At 69.2% G+C, this 18,097-nt stretch carries 6 protein-coding genes; all 6 read left to right on the top strand.

Features of this window, described 5'->3' with window-relative positions; genetic code table 11:
- Positions 1–187: 187 nt before the first annotated feature.
- The 6 genes from BJ987_RS36650 (at position 188) to BJ987_RS36625 (ending at position 18,097) form a co-directional block, all read left to right on the top strand.
- A complete protein-coding gene (locus BJ987_RS36650) occupies positions 188–1,387 on the top strand; it encodes an FAD-dependent oxidoreductase (RefSeq protein ID WP_209897595.1) in 1,200 nt (399 codons plus the stop codon).
- 180 nt (positions 1,388–1,567) lie between these two features.
- Complete coding sequence (locus tag BJ987_RS36645) at positions 1,568–1,978, top strand: AMP-binding protein (protein ID WP_209897594.1); 411 nt, start codon at positions 1,568–1,570, stop codon at positions 1,976–1,978.
- 177 nt (positions 1,979–2,155) lie between these two features.
- On the top strand, positions 2,156–15,502 hold the full coding sequence (locus BJ987_RS36640) for a non-ribosomal peptide synthetase (protein WP_209897593.1): 13,347 nt from the start codon (positions 2,156–2,158) through the stop codon (positions 15,500–15,502).
- Positions 15,499–16,473 (top strand): ATP-binding cassette domain-containing protein, encoded by a 975-nt coding sequence (locus tag BJ987_RS36635; RefSeq protein ID WP_209897592.1) that lies wholly within the window; start codon positions 15,499–15,501, stop codon positions 16,471–16,473. Before BJ987_RS36640 ends, BJ987_RS36635 begins: the two co-directional genes overlap by 4 nt.
- Entirely contained in the window at positions 16,470–17,288 is an 819-nt protein-coding gene (locus BJ987_RS36630; RefSeq protein ID WP_209897591.1) for an ABC transporter permease, read from the top strand. Before BJ987_RS36635 ends, BJ987_RS36630 begins: the two co-directional genes overlap by 4 nt.
- On the top strand, positions 17,285–18,097 hold the full coding sequence (locus tag BJ987_RS36625) for an ABC transporter permease (protein WP_372446964.1): 813 nt from the start codon (positions 17,285–17,287) through the stop codon (positions 18,095–18,097). Before BJ987_RS36630 ends, BJ987_RS36625 begins: the two co-directional genes overlap by 4 nt.

Here is an 18,097-nt window from a genome sequence, read left to right as displayed (position 1 = left end):
GATGCCGGGGCGCATGTAAACCCAAGCTCAGCGGAGGTGCGGCAACACCCCCGCCGAGCCTGAGCGAACCGTCTCGAACCGTGCCCGCGTACGCGCACCCAGCCCAAGGTTTGGCAACCACAGGATAGCCGGGTGGGCAACAGGGCGGTTTCGGGCAACCTCGACCAACCTGATTTGGAGATCACCCATGTCCACAACACGTACCGCACTGGTCATCGGCGGCGGTATCGCCGGCCCGGTCGCCGCGACCGCACTGCGCAAGGCGGGCATCGAGGCCCGTGTCTTCGAGGCCTATCCCGGCCCCGCGTTCACTATCGGTAGCGGGCTCGCGCTGGCGCCGAACGGTATGGCCGCGCTCGATGTGCTCGGCGCCGGAGACCGCGTGCGCGACATCGCTTTTCCGATCCCCGACATGTCGCTGTCGGTCGGCGGCAAGATCCACCAGGTGCCCGGCCTGCCCGGTGTGGAGCCGTTGCAGATGGTCGATCGCAGTGAACTGCACCGTGCGCTGCACGACCACGCGACCGCCGCCGGGGTGCCGTTCGAATACGACAAGCGGCTGGTGCGCGTGGAGGAGGCGGCCGACGGCGTCACCGCCCACTTCGCCGATGGCAGCACCGCCACCGCCGACGTGCTCGTCGGCGCGGACGGTATCCGGTCGACGGTGCGCGGGCTGATCGATCCGAAGGCGCCCGGGCCGGACTACACCGGCATGCTCGGCTTCGGCGCGATGGTCGACTGCGATCTCGACACCCCGGCGGGCACCATGGTTTTCGCGTTCGGCAAGCGGGCCTACTACCTGTACGCCGCAGTGGGCGACGGCCGCTTCATGTGGGGCGTGAATCTGCCGCACAAGCAGTACCTTTCGCTGACCGAGGCGCGGGCGCTGCCGGCCGAGCACTGGTTGCGGATCCTGCGGGAAACCTACGGTGCCGATGCCGCGGGTGGCCGTCTGGTGCGGGCGACGACAGCGGAAAACCTGGAAGTCACCGGGGCGCTGCACATCATGCCCCCGGTGCCGCACTGGTACCGGGGCCGGATGGTGCTGGTGGGCGACTCGGTGCACGCCCCGTCCAACAGTTCCGGGCAGGGCGCGTCGCTGGGTATCGAGAGCGCGATCCACTTGGCTCGATGCCTGCGTGATCTGCCGCACGAGCAGGCCTTCCGAGCCTACGAGCGGTTGCGCCGGGCCCGCGTGGAGGGTGTGGCCAAGCGCGCGGCGCGGATCAACCACAGCAAGACGCCGGGTCCGGTGGCGCGCAAGATGATGAATCTGGTGATGCCGGTGATGTTCCGGATGACCGATCAGGAGAAGCAGCTCGGCGCCGAGCAGCGTTACCGGATCGATTGGGACGCAACGGTTTCCACGGAGCTGGTGCCCGCCTGAACAACCGCTGCCGGTCGCGGGTTCGCCGCGGCCGGCAGCGCCGTCGCACACCCTGGGGTGGTGAATCGATCACCCCCGGGGGTTGGCCGCACCAGCACTGGGGGTCCTGTCGGTAGGCCTCTGAACAGGGGAAATTAGAAGTCGTACAGGAAATCGAGAACGACTTCGGAGGACCACCTGATGAACACCGCATACCTCGCTCAGCACCGGACCGGAACTGACCAGACGGCTGTCGCGGTGTCCACCCTCGAGGCCGACCGTGATTACCTGGACCGCTGGTCCAACCGGCTGGCCCGGGTCCTGCTGGCCCGTGGCGCCGCACCCGGCACCCGGATCGCGGTGGCGGTCGAGCCCGCCATGGAGTTCGTGGTGACCCGCTGGGCGATCGAGAAGATCGGCGCCACCGTCGTTTCCGCGGAGTCGGCGCACGGGGTTCGGCTCGGCGTCACCACCAAAGAGGATCGCTCCGCCCTGACCGACCTGGTCGACTGGCTCGTGCTCGACGACCGTTCGACGCTGGTGGGTTACCTCACCGGGTCCGACGCGCCGATCACCGACGCCGATCTGTTCCACGTACCGCACGCCTGCTGAGCGCATTCCAAGTTATCCGCGCATCGCCGCGAGATAGACTCCCGAGGAAAGAAATACACGCGCACGCTGGTCGAATTCCCCGCTCGTCGCGGTCGGCTGCGCGCCCGCCGCGCAGCGGTGTGGCGCGCGTTCCGCCTTGTCCTCACTGGCTATCTCCTGAACTTCCAGGAACCTTTTATGCGATCCCTTTCGCCGGTCGCGCCGGATCAGTTGCCCGCCGGTGCTTTTCCGCTGTCCGCAGCCCAGCGCGGAATCTGGTTCGCCCAGCATTTCGCCGGTGACACCGCCATTTCCATTGCCCAGTACGTCGAATTCGCCGGGCCCGTCGATGTCGATCTGCTCGCCGACGTAGCCCGCCGGGCCGGTCGTGAATTCGGCACCGGCTACGTGCGTTTGCTCGAGGTCGACGGCTTGCCGTATCAGATGGTCGATACGGAGCAGGACGACCGGATTCCGGTGCTCGATCTGCGCGCGGAGCCCGATCCGGTGGCGGCGGCGCAGGCCTGGATGAGCGCGGAGTACACCGCGCCGCTGGACCTGCTGCGGGACCCGCTCGGCTGCTACGCGCTGCTGCGGCTGGCCGAAGACCACTGGTATTGGTATCAGCGTATTCACCACATCGTGCTGGACGGGTTCGGCGCGATGACGATGTTGCAGCGGACCGCCGAGTTGTACAACGCGGCGCTGGCCGGGCGGGAACCGCCGCCGAGCAAGGCCGAGGATCTGCGCAAGATCATCGACAGTGATGCGGCGTACCGGGATTCGCCGCGGTTCGAGGCGGACGGGCAGTACTGGCGCGAGCATCTCGCGGGTATGGCCGAGCCGGTCAGCCTGGCCGGGCGCGCCGCCGAGGTGGACGCGCACCCCCGCGTCGCCGCCGGTGAACTGCCGGCGGAGACCGCCGCACTCTTGGACGGCGTGGCGAAAGCGGAGAACTCCAGTATCGCGCCGATCGTGGTCGCGGCGTTCGGCGCGTACCTGGGGGCGATGACCGGTGCGCCGGAAGTCGTGCTGAGCCTGCCGGTTTCGGGCCGCACGACCGCGTCGTTGCGCCGGTCCGGCGGCATGGTCGCCAATGTGGTGCCGCTGCGCTTGCGCATGGACGCGGCGATGACGGTGGGAGCGCTCATCCACGCCGCGCAGAGCGAGCTGACCTCGGCGTTGCGCCGCCAGCGTTACCGGCAGGAAGACATCGTCCGCGATCTCGGCTGGGCGGTGGACGAGGGCGCGTCGTTCGGGCCGACCGTCAATTTGATGATGGTGGACACCAGGATCGAGCTCGGTGCGGTCATCGGACGGATGCACGTGCTCACCTCCGGCATGATCGACGACCTGTTCCTCAATCTGTATCCCGGCGTGGGCGCGGAGAGCACGCATATCGATTTCCAGGCCAACCCCAACCTGTACGGCGCCGACGAACTCGCCGGGCAGCATCGGCGCTTCCTCGCGTTCCTGGATCGGTTTCTGGCCGCCGGGCCGGATGCGCCGCTGTCGGCGGTGCCGGTGCTGTTCGAGGACGAGTTCGCCGACCTGGTGCCTGCCCGCGGCGCGGTTGATGCGCGAATGCGGACCTTGCCCGAAATACTCGCCGAGGGTGCGGCATTCGATCCGTCGGCGGTGGCGATCGTGGCCGGCGCGCAGCGCTTGACCTATCGCGAGTTCGAGGAACGGACCAACCGGCTGGCCCGGGTGCTGAGCGCGGCGGGCGCGGGACCCGAACGCGCCGTGGCGCTTTCGATACCCCGCTCGATCGAGTCGGTGCTGGCGATGTGTGCCGTGGCCAAGACGGGTGCGGCATTCGTGCCGATCGATCCCGGGTATCCGGCGGACCGGATCGAATACATGGTGCGCGACAGCGGCGTGGTCGTCGGGCTGACGGTTGCCGCCGCGCGGGGTGCGCTGCCGGATCGAGTCACTTGGCTGACGCTGGACGACGAGTCGATGGGACAGCTGGTCGCCGAACAGCTTTCCGCGCCGCTACGCGATGACGAACTGTCCGTTCCGATTCATCTCGACCAACCGGCGTATCTGCTCTACACCTCGGGTTCTACCGGTCTGCCCAAAGGCGTCACGGTGACCCATCGCGGCTTGGCGAACCTGGTGGACAACTCCGGCACCGCCTTCGGCGTGACAGCCGACTCGGTGGTGGCGCACGCTGTGTCGCCCAGTTTCGACATCTCGATCGAGGAGTTGCTGGTGGCCTTCGCCGCCGGTGCGACCGTGGCCGTGGTGCCGCCCGCGGCGTACGCGGGCGAGGAGCTCGCGGAAGTGCTTCGCGCACACCAGGTCACGCATCTAAATGTGACCCCGGCCGTGGTGGCTTCGCTGGATCCGGCGACGCTGCCGTCGTTGCGCACCGTGATCGTGGGCGGCGACGCGTGCCCACCCGAACTGGTGACGCGGTGGGCCGGACGCAGGCTGCTCAACGGTTACGGGCCGACCGAGACGACGATCACGGTCACCGTCAGCGCACCGCTGGAACCCGCTGCGCCGGTGACGATCGGCAGCCTGGCCCGAGGTGTCGCCGCGGTGGTGCTGGACCCCTGGCTGCGACCGGTCGCGCCGGGTGCGACCGGCGAGCTCTATCTGGGTGGGCCCGCGGTGGCTCGGGGCTATCACCAGCGCAACGGTCTGACGGCGAGCCGTTTCGTCGCCGACCCCTACACGCCCGGCGCGCGTATGTATCGCACCGGCGACCTGGTGCGCTGGTGCCGTCGCGCCGGACGGCTGGAGTTGGAGTACGCCGGCCGCAGCGACTTTCAGGTCAAGGTGCGCGGGTACCGGATCGAACTCGGCGAGATCGACGCGGCGCTGCGACGACAGCCCGGCGTGGACTTCGCGCTCACCCTCGGCGCGAAGAGCCCGGCGGGCGCTACCGCGCTGGTGGCTTACGTGCTGGGCGAACCCGGGGTCGAGCCACGGCCCGAGGCACTGAAAGCGGCTGTCGGGGAGCAGCTTCCGGCGTACATGGTGCCGTCGGTGATCATGGTGATCGATCACGTGCCGCTCACGCCGGTCGGCAAGGTCGACCGCAGAGCCCTGCCCGCACCGGATTTCGGCGTGCGCACCGTCGTGCGGCGCGCCCCGTCCACGCCCCGGGAGGAAGTGCTGGCGGCATTGTTCGCCGAGGTCCTCGGTGTGGACGCGGTAGGTGCCGACGACAACTTCTTCGCCCTCGGTGGCGACAGCATCATCTCCATCCAGCTCGTGTCCCGGGCCCGGACCGCCGGGCTGGCGTTCAGCGCCCGGGATGTCTTCGAACGCAAGACCGTCGCGGCCCTGGCCGCCGTCGCCACCGAGGCGGCCGACACGGCGGTGCGCGAATTGCCCGGCGGCGGTGTGGGTCCGCTCGAGCTGACGCCGATCGTGCACGCCATGCTCGCGGGCGGCGACACCTGGCAGCGCTACAGCCAGGCGGTATTGATCGGCCTCCCCGCCGGGACGACCCGTGCGGGGCTGATCCCGGCCGTCCAGGCGCTGATCGATCACCACGATGTGCTGCGCAGCACCCTGCGTCGCGAAGGCGACGGGCAGGACCCGGCTCGTCCGGGCGCAAAGTGGCAATGGACCGTTGCCGAACCAGGTGCGATCGACGCCGCCGAGCTGATCCAGGTCGTGGCGGCCGGGACGGAGCTCGACGAAACCTGCGAACGCGAATTGCAGCGTGCCGCAGATTTTCTCGATCCCGCCGCGGGGATCATGGCGCGATTCGTGCTGATCGATCCGCATACCACCGAGCAAGCCGCGTCGCCCGAGGCACCGATGGCGCAGCGCGAACATGCTCCCTGGCAGAACGCGGCAGCGGTTCCGGCCGACCGCCATCCGGTGCTGTGGCTGGTGCTGCATCACTTGGTTACCGACGGTGTTTCCTGGCGAACCCTGTTGCCGGACTTGGCCACCGCGTTCAGCGGCGGTGCCCTCGAACCGGTCGGCACCTCCTACCGGCGCTGGGCCCACGCCACTGTCGAGGAAACCGCCCGGCGGACCGCCGAGCTGCCGGTATGGGAGCGGATCGTGCGCACGCCCGATCCGCTGATCGGGGCGCGGGCCGCGGACCCGGCCGTGGACGTGGTCGCCACCATGGCGGAGCTGCGGACGCGCGTGCCCGCCGAGGTGGCGCGCACGGTGCTCGATGTGCTGCCGGAGCGGTTCCACTGCGGTGCGGATGACGTCCTGCTGGCCGCGCTGGCGTTGGCGGTGGCGCGCTGGCGGGGACGCGGCAGTGCGCTGTTCACGCTGGAGGGGCACGGCCGCGAGGAATCGGTGCTGCCCGGGGCGGACCTGGCGCGCACGGTGGGCTGGTTCACCAGCGTGTATCCGGTCGCCATCGATCTGGCCGGGATCGACGTGGACGCGGCGTTCGAGGGCGGTATCGAGGCCGGGGCCGCGATCAAGGCGACCAAGGAGCAACTGCGGGCCGTACCCGGCAAAGGCGTCGGGTACGGGATGTTGCGCTACCTCGATCCGGAGACGGCGGCGGTGCTCGCGGACGCGCCGGCGCCGCAGATCAGCTTCAACTATCTCGGGCGCGCGGCCGGTGGCGCGCAAGGGGATTGGTTGCCGAGGCGTTTCGCGGCGACCCAGGATGATCGGGCGCCGTTGCCCGCCGTCCTCGATATCAACGCGATCATGAGCGCCACGGAGCTCGAGGTGACCTGGGCCTATGCCACGGGAATCCTGGACGAGGCGCAGGTCGGTGCGCTGGCGCGGCTGTGGGCGCAGGCGCTGGGAGCGCTCGCCGGGACCCAGGCGGGCGGCCACACGCCGTCCGACTTCCCGCTCAGCAGGGTGACACAGGGGCAGATCGACGGCTGGGAGCGGAGCTATCCGAATCTCGCCGAGGTATGGCCGTTGTCGCCGCTGCAGTACGGGCTGCTGTTCCATGCCATGTACGACACCGACACCGCCGACGGCTACACCGTGCAGACCCGGCTCACCCTGGCCGGACACGTGGACGCGCAGCGCTTGCGTTCCGCCGCACAAGCTTTGGTGGACCGGCACGAGAACCTGCGGGTCGCCTTCGTGGAAACCGAGGACGGGCCGAGGCAATTGGTGCTCGCCGCGGCCGAGGCGCGGTGGCGGGAACTGGATCTGCGGCACCTCACCGACTCCGGGGCGCGGCGGCGGGAACTGGAACGGACCATCGCCGTCGACGCGAACAGCCGGTTCGATCTGACCCGACCGCCCCTGCTGCGGTTCCTGTTGATCCGGGACGGCGAGACCAGCACCCTGCTGATGACCAATCACCATGTCGTGCTGGACGGTTGGTCGACCCCGCTGCTGGTGCGCGAGCTGCTGACGATGTACATCGCCGCGGCCTCGGGTACGTCGATGCGCGAAGTGCTGCCGCCCGCGCCGTCCTATCGGACCTTCCTGACCTGGCTCGGCGAACAAGGGGCCGGTTCGGACTCGATCGACGCCTGGAAAGCGGCGCTGGCCGGGGTGGATGCCCCGACGCGTGCGGTCCCGTCGCTGGCCGGGGTGGAGTCGGCCGAATCCGGGATGGTGTCGGTGGATCTGCCCGTAGACCTGATGGCGCGGTTGGAAACGACCACCCGCGAGGCCGGAGCCACCACCAATACCGCTGTTCAGGCGGCATGGGCGCTGCTGCTGGTCATGCTGACCGGGCGCACCGACGTGGTGTTCGGCGGCACCGTCTCCGGTCGCCCGCCGCAGCTGCCCGGGGTGGAGGACATGGTCGGGTTGTTCATCAACACACTGCCGGTGCGGGTGCGGCTCGATCCGGCGGAGCGGGTCGCGGACCTGCTGGGGCGGTTGCAATCCGAGCAAGCGCGGCTGCTGGATCATCAACAGGTCGGCCTGGCCGAGATCCACCAGGCGGTGGGTTTGGCCGAATTGTTCGACACGCTCACCGTTTTCGAGTCCTATCCGATCGATCGGGAGACACTGTCGCGGTCGCTGGATATCGCCGGGATGCGCGTGCTCGACGTGGCGGGCACCGACGCGACGCCGTACCCGTTGAACCTCATGGTGATTCCGCAGCACGGTGCGCCGGGGCAGCGCGACACCTTGCGCGTCTCCGTGAAGTACCTGGCGGGTCATTTCGCGGAAGCCCAGGCGGCGCGGCTGCTCGATCGGTTCGTCTTGCTGCTGCGGCAGATCGCCGAACAGCCGGCCTCGCGGATCGCCCGGATCCAGCACTGCGATCGCGCCGAGCGGGCGGCCCTGCTGCCCCGGCGCGGCGCGGAATCGGTGCCGCGGCGCACCATGCCCGACATCCTCGGCGCGGGCGCGGCGATCGATCCGGACGCCGTCGCGGTCAGCCTCGGCGGCGCGTCCATGACCTACGGCGAACTCGACGCCTGGTCCAATCGGTTCGCGCGCGTGCTGCTGCGCCGAGGCGTCGGCGCGGAAGTCTTTGTGGTGCTGGCGCTTACGCGGTCCATCGAATCGGTGGTCGCGGTGTGGGCGCTGGTCAAGACCGGTGCCGCGTTCCTGCCGCTGGATCCGAACTATCCGGTGGAGCGGATCGAGCACATTCTCACCGACTCCAAAGCGCCGATCGGCGTGACCGTGCACGCCACCGGCGAGTCGCTGCCCAGCACCATCGACTGGCTGCTGCTCGACGAACTCAACACCATTCGCCGGGTGATGACCGTGCCCGCCGGTCCCATCACCGACGCCGAGCGAGGCGGCGCGATCCGTCTGGACCAGACCGCGTATCTGATCTACACCTCGGGCTCGACCGGAAAACCCAAGGCGGTGCTGCTGAGTCACCGTGGCGTCGCGAATCTCGTTGCGGCCCAGCGGGAATCGCTCGCACTGGACCACACCGCCCGCCAACTGCAAGTGGCTTCACCGAGTTTCGACGCCTCGGTGTTCGAGATGCTGTGCGCGCACGGCATGGGCGGGCATTTGGTGCTCTCGCCGCCCGAGATCTACGGCGGGGCCGAACTCGAAGGCTTGCTGCGCGCCGAACGGGTCACCCATGCCGTGATCACGCCGTCGGTGCTGGCCACCATGGACTCCCGGGACCTGCCCGACCTGCGGGTGCTCTCGGTGGCCGGCGAAGCGGCCGGTGCGGAGCTGACCGCGCAATGGTCGTCGGGCCGCCGCATGCTCAACCTGTACGGTCCGACGGAGTTCAGCATCTGGGCCACCGGGCCGGGCGAACTGCGGGCCGGGGAACCGGTCACCATGGGCGGGCCGATCCGGGGCGCCGCGCTCATGGTGCTGGACGGATGGTTGCGGCCGGTGCCGGTCGGCGTCGAGGGCGAGCTGTATCTCGCCGGGTCCGCGATCGCCCGCGGGTACTTCCACCGCTTCGGCCTGACCGCCGCGCGCTTCGTCGCGAATCCCTTCGACGAGCCGGGGGAGCGGATGTACCGCACCGGCGACATGGTGCGCTGGGTGTTGCGCGATGGCGCGCTCGAGCTGGAATACCTGGGGCGCAGCGACTTCCAGGTCAAGATTCGTGGACTGCGGATCGAACTCGGGGAAATCGACGCGGTGCTCGGAGCCGATGAAGACGTGGAATACGCGGCGACGATCGGCCTGCCGGGACCCGGCGGTGAAACCGTCCTGGTGTCCTATGTGGTGCCGACTCAGGCATGGCGTGCGGTCGGAACCGAATTCGACACCGAGCGGCTGCGGAACCGCGTCGCGGGCAAACTGCCCGGCTACATGGTGCCCGGCTACTTGCTCGTCCTGGACGACGTGCCGCTCACCCCGGTCGGCAAGCTGGATCGAAAGGCCTTGCCCGTCCCTGATTTCGAGAGTTACCAGCGCCGCTACCTTGCCCCGCGCACGCCGGTGGAAGAGGCGGTGGCGACGGTGTTCGCCGACGTGCTGGGCGTCGAACGGGTCAGCATCGATCAGTCGTTCTTCGAACTCGGCGGCAACTCGCTCAGCGCGACCCGGGTCATCGCCCGGGTGAACGCCGCACTGGGTTCGACCATCGCCCTGCGCGACCTGTTCGACGCACCCACCGTGGCGCGGCTCGCGGGCCGCGTCGTGCCCGCCGCGGCAGACGCCCGCGCCCGTTTCGGCCTGGCCCCGCGCATCCGCCCCGACCGGATCCCGCTCGCACCGGCCCAGCAGCGCATGTGGGTGCTCAACCAGCTCGAACCCGGCTCGGCCGCCTACAACATCGCCGTCGCGCTGCGGCTCACCGGCGACCTCGACGTCGCGGCCATGCAACGCGCCCTGACCGCGGTGGTGCGCCGGCACGAGAGCCTGCGCACGCTGTACCCGGCCGACGCCGAGGGCCCGCGCCAAGTGGTGATCGGCGCCGAGGTCGCGGCACCGGTGCTGCAAGCCATCAGCACCGAAGACGGTGCGGCACTGCGAGATCGGATCAACCGGCTCGCGGGAGTGGGTTTCGACCTCGCGACCGAACCACCGTTGCGGGTGGGCCTGTTCCGTGTTCGGCCCGCTCGCGGGGCGGCGCAGCCCGTGCACGTGGTGGTGCTGGTCGTGCATCACATCAGCGCGGACGGCGCGTCGATGGCGCCACTGGCCACCGACCTGATGACCGCCTACGCGGCGCAGGCAGGCGGTGACGGCGGCGAGTTGGCGGCGCTGCCGGTGCAGTACGCCGACTTCGCGCTGTGGCATCGGGAATTGCTCGGCGCGGAATCCGATCCGGAGTCACCGGCGGCGCGGCAGCTGCGGCATTGGACCGAGTCGCTGTCCGGCGCGCCCGACCTGCTGGAGCTGCCGGGGGACCGGCCGCGGCCCGCCGTGCAGTCGATGCGGAGTGCGGACCTGCCGTTCGCGGTCGACGCGCGGCTGCATCGCGGCGTACTGGAGCTGGCCGCGGCGCATGACGTCAGCGTGTTCATGGTGGTGCACGCGACGTTGGCGATCGTGCTGGCGCGGCTGGGCGGTACCGACGATGTGGTGATCGGGACCGCGGTGGCCGGGCGCGGTGAGGCGGCGCTGGACGCCATGGTCGGGATGTTCGTCAACACCCTCGCGCTGCGCACGCGGGTGGACCCCGATGCCGGGTTCGGTGCCTTCCTCAGGGCGGTCCGCACGTCGGATCTCGAAGCCTTCGCGAACGCCGACGTGCCGTTCGAACGACTGGTGCAGGTGCTGAACCCGGCGCGGTCGACCGCGCACCACCCGATCTTCCAGGTCTCGCTGTCGCTACAGAACTTCGTGGAACCGGTGCTGGAATTGCCGGGGTTGCGGGTCGAGGTGGAAGACCTGGAACGTCTTGCGGGACAGTTCGATCTGGCTTTCGATCTGCGGGAGCGGTTCGCCGGGGCGGAACCGGCCGGAATCGAGGGCGTGCTGACCTACGCGGCGGATCTCTTCGACGCCGGCACGGTGGCCTCGTTCACGGCCCGCTGGCGGCGGGTACTGGCCGCTGTCATCGCGGATCCGGAACTGGCCGTCGCCGACATCGATCTGCTGGAGCCGGCGGAGCGAGCCGAGCTGGTACCGGTGCGCGGGCCGGTCAGCTCCGGAGCATGCACCCTGCCGCAACTGCTCACGGAGTCGGCGGCGCGCTACACCGACCGGCCCGCGCTCGTCTATGCCGGTGGCACGACGACTTATGGTGAGCTGGAAGCTCGGTCCAACCAGCTCGCGCGGTTGTTGTGCGCGTCCGGAGCCGGTCCGGAAACCGTTGTCGCACTGGGGCTTACCCGCGGCGTGGAGCTGCTCACCGGAATATGGGCGGTGGCGAAGGCGGGCGCGGCGTTCCTGCCGGTCGATCCGAAGCATCCGGTGGATCGCATCGACCACATGCTCACCGATTCCGGCGCCGTACTCGGTCTTACCGTGGCGGCGCATCGGGAGTCGCTGTCCGGCACCGGGAATTGGCTGGTGCTCGACGATCCGGACTTCCAGCGGCGGTGGCACGGTGCCGACAGCACGGCGGTGCGCCCCGAGCAGCCGATCGCGCTGGATCATCCCGCGTGGATGATCTACACCTCCGGATCCACCGGTACGCCCAAGGGCGTCACCGTCAGCCATCGCGGTATCGCCGATGTGGTTGTGGCACAACGGGAGTCCATGAGCCTGGACGAGTATTCGCGGGTACTGCAGGTCGCCTCGCCCAGCTTCGACGCGTCGGTGTTCGAAGCGCTGATGGCTTTCGGATCCGGCGGTGCCTCGGTGATCGCGCCGCCCGAGGTGTTCGGCGGGGAAGCGCTGGCCGAACTGATCGATGCCGAGCGGGTCACGCATATGGTGATCACCCCGTCGGCGCTGGCCACGGTGGATCCGGCACAGGTGTCCACCCTGCGCTGCTTGGCTGTGGCAGGGGAGGCGGTGGGTCCGGAGTTGGTCGAACGATGGTGTGGCGCAACCGAAGAACCGCTGGGACGAGCAGGTAACGAGCCGGCAGGTAGCGCGGGTCGCCGGATGATCAATCTCTACGGGCCGACGGAGTTCACGATCTGGGCCACCGGGTCGGCGGCGCTGGCCGCGGACACCGCGGTCACCATCGGCGCGCCGATTCGGGGTGCGGCGGCGCTGGTGCTCGACGATCGGCTCCGGCCGGTGCCTGCCGGTGTCGCCGGCGAGTTGTATCTCGCGGGGGCCGCACTGGCCCGTGGATATCACGCTCGCCCTGATCTGAACGCCGTGCGATTCGTCGCCGATCCCTATGGCGCGCCGGGGGAGCGGATGTATCGCACCGGCGATCTCGTCCGCTGGATCCGGCGCGCGGCCGGGCTGGAGCTGGAATACCTCGGCCGGACCGACTTCCAGGTGAAGGTGCGCGGACAGCGGATCGAACTCGGTGAGATCGACGCGGTTCTCGGACGCGCCGACGGCGTGGAATTCGCTGTCACACTGGGTGTTCCAGGACCGGCCGGAGCGACCGCGCTGGCCGCCTACGTGGTCCGTGAGCCGGGTCTCTCGCTCGATATCCCGACGCTGCGTGCCCACGCCGCGGACACCCTGCCCGGCTATATGGTGCCGTCGGCGTTCGTGGTGCTCGATGCGATCCCGCTCAACGCGGTCGGCAAGCTGGACCGGAAAGCATTGCCGGACCCGGTATTCGATGACGATCAGGTGGAGTATGTCCCGCCCAGCACACCAACCGAGGAGGTGCTGGCGGCTGTCTACGCCGAACTCCTCGGCCGCCGGAAGGTCGGAGCCGCGGATTCGTTCTTCGCCCTCGGTGGTGACAGCATCCTCGCGATCCAGTTGGTGTCGCGAGCCAAGCTGCAAGGCGTAATCGTCACTCCGCTCCAGGTTTTCGAACACCGCACCGTTGCCGCCCTGGCGGCGGCCGCCGATGCCGCGGACGCGGTGGTCGCGCTCGCGGAACTGCCCGGCGGCGGCGTGGGCGAGATGCCGTTGCCGCCGATCGTGCACTACATGCTCGAGCGCGGCGGGAACCACAACCGGTTCGCGCAGACCGCGGTGCTGGAGCTGCCCGTCGGCATTCGACCGGATCAGCTCGTCGCGACGATCGGCGCGGTGCTCGACCGCCACGACATGTTGCGATCGCGACTGCTGCGGGACGACGCGGGCGAATGGCGTTTGCGGGTAGCCGAAACCGGCACCGTCGACGCCGCCACGCTGGTTCGGCGGGTCGAATTCGCCTCCGACGCCGACCTGGTAGACCTGCGCGAATACGCGGTGTCCGAGCTGGATTCGGCGATGAACCGGCTCAATCCCGCCGAAGGCGTTGTGCTGCAATTCCTCTGGCTGGACCCGGTCGGCGAGGCCGGCGACCGCAGCCGTGCGGGCCGCCTGATCGTGGTCGCGCACCACCTCGTGGTCGACGGTGTCTCGTGGCGAATCCTGGTGCCGGACTTCATGGCCGCCTGGGCGCAGATCTCCGCGGGCGCCGACCCGGTGCTGACCGAGACCGGTACCTCGATGCGCCGCTGGTCGCACGCGCTGGCCGAACTCGCGCAGTCCCCGGCCCGAGCGGCCGAAATCGACTATTGGCGTGGCGTAATCGACGGCCCGGATCCCGGCCTCGGCTCGCGTGAGCTCGATCCCGCCGTCGATCAGGCGCACACCCTGCGCATGGTCGACGTCGAAGTGCCCGCCGATGTGACCGGCGCGCTGCTCACCACCCTGCCCGCGCTCTTCCACGGAAGCGTCGAGGACACCCTGCTCGCCACCCTGGCCCTGGCCGTTACCGCCTGGCGGGCCGGCGGTGACCGCAGCGTTCTGCTACGGCTGGAGGGACACGGCCGCCAGCAGGAAGTGGTCCCCGGCGCGGACCTGTCGCGCACGGTCGGCTGGTTCACCAGCATCTACCCGGTGCGGATCGATCTCGACGGTATCGATGTGGCGGACGCGCTCGCCGGCGGACCCGCGCTCGGCGCCGCCATCCGGGCGGCGAAGCATCAGCTGGCGGCGGTGCCGGACAAGGGGATCGGCTTCGGCATGTTGCGGTACCTGAATACCGGCACAGCGCGACAACTGCCGCGACGACTGCCGGGACGGATCGGGTTCAACTATCTCGGGCGATACTCCGTGGGCGACATCCCGGCGGGATTGGAGGGTCTGGGCTGGCTGCCGACCGACGAACTCGGGGAGTTGCCCGCGACCGAACACCCGGATGTGCCGTTGCAGACGGAGATCGACGTGAACGCGGTTGTGCTCGATGACCGGTTGCAGGCGAGTTTCGGTTTCCCCGCCGAACTGCTGGACCGCGCGGACGTGGCGGAATTGGCCCGGCAATGGGTCGAAGTACTCACCGCGGCAGCCTCTTTCGCGCAGACCGCCGCGGCGCGTGAGCTCGGAGCCGCCGAGGAGCGCGCGATGGTGGAGCAGGCGGAGGCTGCCGCCGCGGCGGGTTCGGCACTCGGGTTGGATGTCGTGCTGCCGATCCGCACCGGCGGTAGCGAGCCGGCCCTGTTCTGTATCCATCCGTCGTCCGGAATGTCGTGGACCTACCTGGGTTTGGCGGACGCACTGGCTCCGGGCCGGCCGATCTACGGCTTGCAGGCGCCGGACCTGAGCGGTCAACCGCCGGTGCGCAGCATCGACGAGTTCGCCGAGCGCTATGTGCGGGAGATTCGGGCCGTGCAACCCGCGGGTCCGTATCACTTGCTCGGCTGGTCGTTCGGCGGTTTGATCGCGCATGCGATCGCCGTGCGGTTGCAGCGGGACGGCGCGCAGGTCGGAGTCGTCGCACTGCTCGACGCGGATACCGCCGATATCGACGGCGACAGCATCGAACCGCTCACCGCGGGCTCGTTCGTCAGCGCCTTCGGCAGCGTCTTCGGGATCGAGGACGTGCCCGCCGACGCCACCGCGCAGCAGGCCGCCGAGATGATCAGCGCCCGGATGGGCGGCGCCGCGCTCATCGACGCGGGCACGCTGGAGCGAATGGCTGGGTCCTACAACGCTTCCGCGCGCACCCGCACCGGCTATCAGCGGCCTGTCCTGCACGGCGACGTGCTGTATTTCCACGCGACCGTGGACAGTTCGGACATCTTCGGCCCGGCCGGATGGCGACCCTACGTCACCGGGACGATCACCGACCACGACGTGGCAGTCACCCACGACGAAATGACGGCTCCGCACGTACTTCCGGTTATCGCGCGCGTGCTCGACGAACATCTTGGAGGAAACCGATGAGCACAGGCACCGGAGTAGTCGTGGAGGGTATCGAGAAATCCTTCGGCGCGGTGAAAGCCTTGCGCGGTGTGGATTTCGTGGCCGCGCAGGGCGAGGTACTCGGCATTCTCGGCCCCAACGGCGCGGGCAAGACGACCACCGTGAACATTCTGTCCACGCTGATCGCGCCGGATAAGGGCCGCGCCACGGTGGCCGGGCACGATGTGGTCGCCGATCCGGCGGCGGTGCGCCGCGCGATCATGCTGACCGGGCAGTTCGCGGCGCTGGACGACATGCTCAGTGGTTACGAGAATTTGGTGATGTTCGGCAGGCTGATGGGCCTGCGCAAACGGGCCGCCCGCGCCCGCGCCGACGAGTTGCTCGCCGAATTCGATCTGCTGACCGCGGCGGGCCGGCGAGTCGGTACCTATTCCGGTGGCATGCGCCGGCGCATCGATATCGCGTGCGGGCTGGTGGTCCGGCCGGACGTGGTGTTCCTCGATGAGCCCACGACCGGCTTGGATCCGCGCAGCAGGCAAGGTGTTTGGGACTTGGTGTCGAGCTTCCGCGAGCACGGGATCACCACCTTGCTCACCACCCAGTACCTGGAAGAAGCTGACGCACTGTGCGATCGGATCATCGTGATCGACCACGGAGTGGTGATCGCCGCGGGGACCGCCGATGAGCTGAAGGCCCGCACCGGTGGCGCGTATTGCGAAGTGGTGCCGCTGGACCTGAAGGATCTACCAGCCATCGCCGAGGCACTGGGTTCGCTACTGCCGGAGGAGAACCGGGCCACGCTCGGCCGCGATTCGGATCGGATCGCGATCCCCGCGCCGGACGGCGCGAAAACCCTGGCCGAGGCGCTGCGGCGATTGGACGACGCGGGTGTCGAACTCGTCGACATCGCCTTGCGCCGGCCTTCGCTCGACGATGTGTTCCTCCAACTGACCGGCCATCTCGCGGCTGCCGACGGTGCGGAGGCGCGATGACCGCCGGAGCCTGGCTGACCGACGCGCGTGCGACGCCCGTCCGCGTCCAGCAGTGGTGGGTGCTCACCTCGCGCCTGATCGTGCCGTCGCTGCGGACCGGTGAGGTGCTGTCCTCGATTCTCGCGCCGGTGGCGTTCACGGCCAGTTTCTATATCCCGCTGAAAACGGTGATGACCTTCGCCGGGCACGGATTCAGCAGTTACGCGCAATTCATGATGCCGATCGTGATCTTGCAGGCGGCCGCGTTCACGGCGATCGGGGCGGCCTTCCGCGCCGCGACGGACGCGGTCGCGGGTCTGGATCGGCGCTTCGGTGCGATGCCGATCGGGCCGCTGGTCCCGGTGGCGGCGCGGATGGCGGGCAACATCTTCCGGCTGTTGATCGCCTTGGCAGCCGCCCTGGTCTCGGGTCATGTCATCGGATTCCGCTTTTACCTCGACTTCGCGCACACCGTGGGATTCCTGCTGTTCGCGTTGCTGATCGGCATCGCGCTGACGCTCGGCGCGGACGTGATCGGGACGGTGTCCAAGAGCCCCGAAGCCACCACCCAGGCGCTGGTGCTGCCGCCGCTGATCCTCGGCATGCTGTCCACCGGACTGGCCCCGGCCGGTCAATTCCCGTCCTGGGTACAGCCTTTCGTGCGCAACCAGCCGATCTCCCAGTTCGCCATCGGCCTGCGCGCATTGGCCGGAGATTCGAAAGGCGCTGCGGGCGAGGTGAGTTGGGCGTTGCTGGGGCCGCCGCTGCTCTGGGTCGTCGGCATCCTGGCGGTGTGCGTGCCGCTGATCGTCCGGCTGAGTTCGAGGAGGGCATGATGGTGTTGTCGGTCGTTCGTACGAACGGTCCCGCCGAGACGGCGGCGGTCGCGCTGGCGCGGCATACGGTCATCCAGACCCAGCGCCTGTTGCTCAGGTGGTCCCGCAACCCGATCGCCCTGCTGGAGACCCTGATCATCCCGTGCCTGCTGCTGCTGATGCTGGATATCGTCGTCGGCAATCAGATCGAAAAGTTCTCCGGCGCCGACGCTTTGTACGGCTCGGTGCCCATGGTCGCGATCGTCGGGGCGCTGTCCGGCGCGGTCGCGGGCGGTGTGCTGCTCGGGCGGGAACGCGACGCCGGGCTGCTCGCCCGCTTCTGGGTGCTGCCCGTGCACCGCGCCTCCGGACTGCTCTCCCGCATCCTCGCCGAGGGCTGCCGCATCCTCGCGGGCACCCTGGTGGTGATCCTGGTCGGCCACCTGCTGGGTTTCCGTTTCCAGCAGGGCTGGCTCGCGGCCCTCGCGTTCGTCTGCGTTCCGGTGCTCTTCGGCTTGGCCTTCGCCACCATGGTCACCGCCGTCGCCGTCTTCACCGCGAAAGCGACGCTGGTGGAAGGGATTACGATCCTCAGCTCGCTGCTGATGTTCTTCAGCACCGGGTTCGTGCCCCTGATCGCCTATCCGCAGTGGATTCAGCCGGTCGTCCGCAACCAGCCCATGTCGGTCGCCGTCGACGCGATGAAAGCGCTGGCCCTGGGCGGCCCCACCGCGCACCCGCTGATCCTTACGGTGGTGTGGTCGCTGGCGTTGATCGCGGTCTTCGCCACTCCCGCGGTGATCGGCTACCGTCGCGCCAGCCGCCGCTGA

Source organism: Nocardia goodfellowii (assembly GCF_017875645.1).
GTDB classification, from domain to species: domain Bacteria; phylum Actinomycetota; class Actinomycetes; order Mycobacteriales; family Mycobacteriaceae; genus Nocardia; species Nocardia goodfellowii.
The sequence above is the reverse complement of the archived record's forward strand: the minus strand, read 5'-3'. Positions and strand labels throughout refer to the sequence as shown.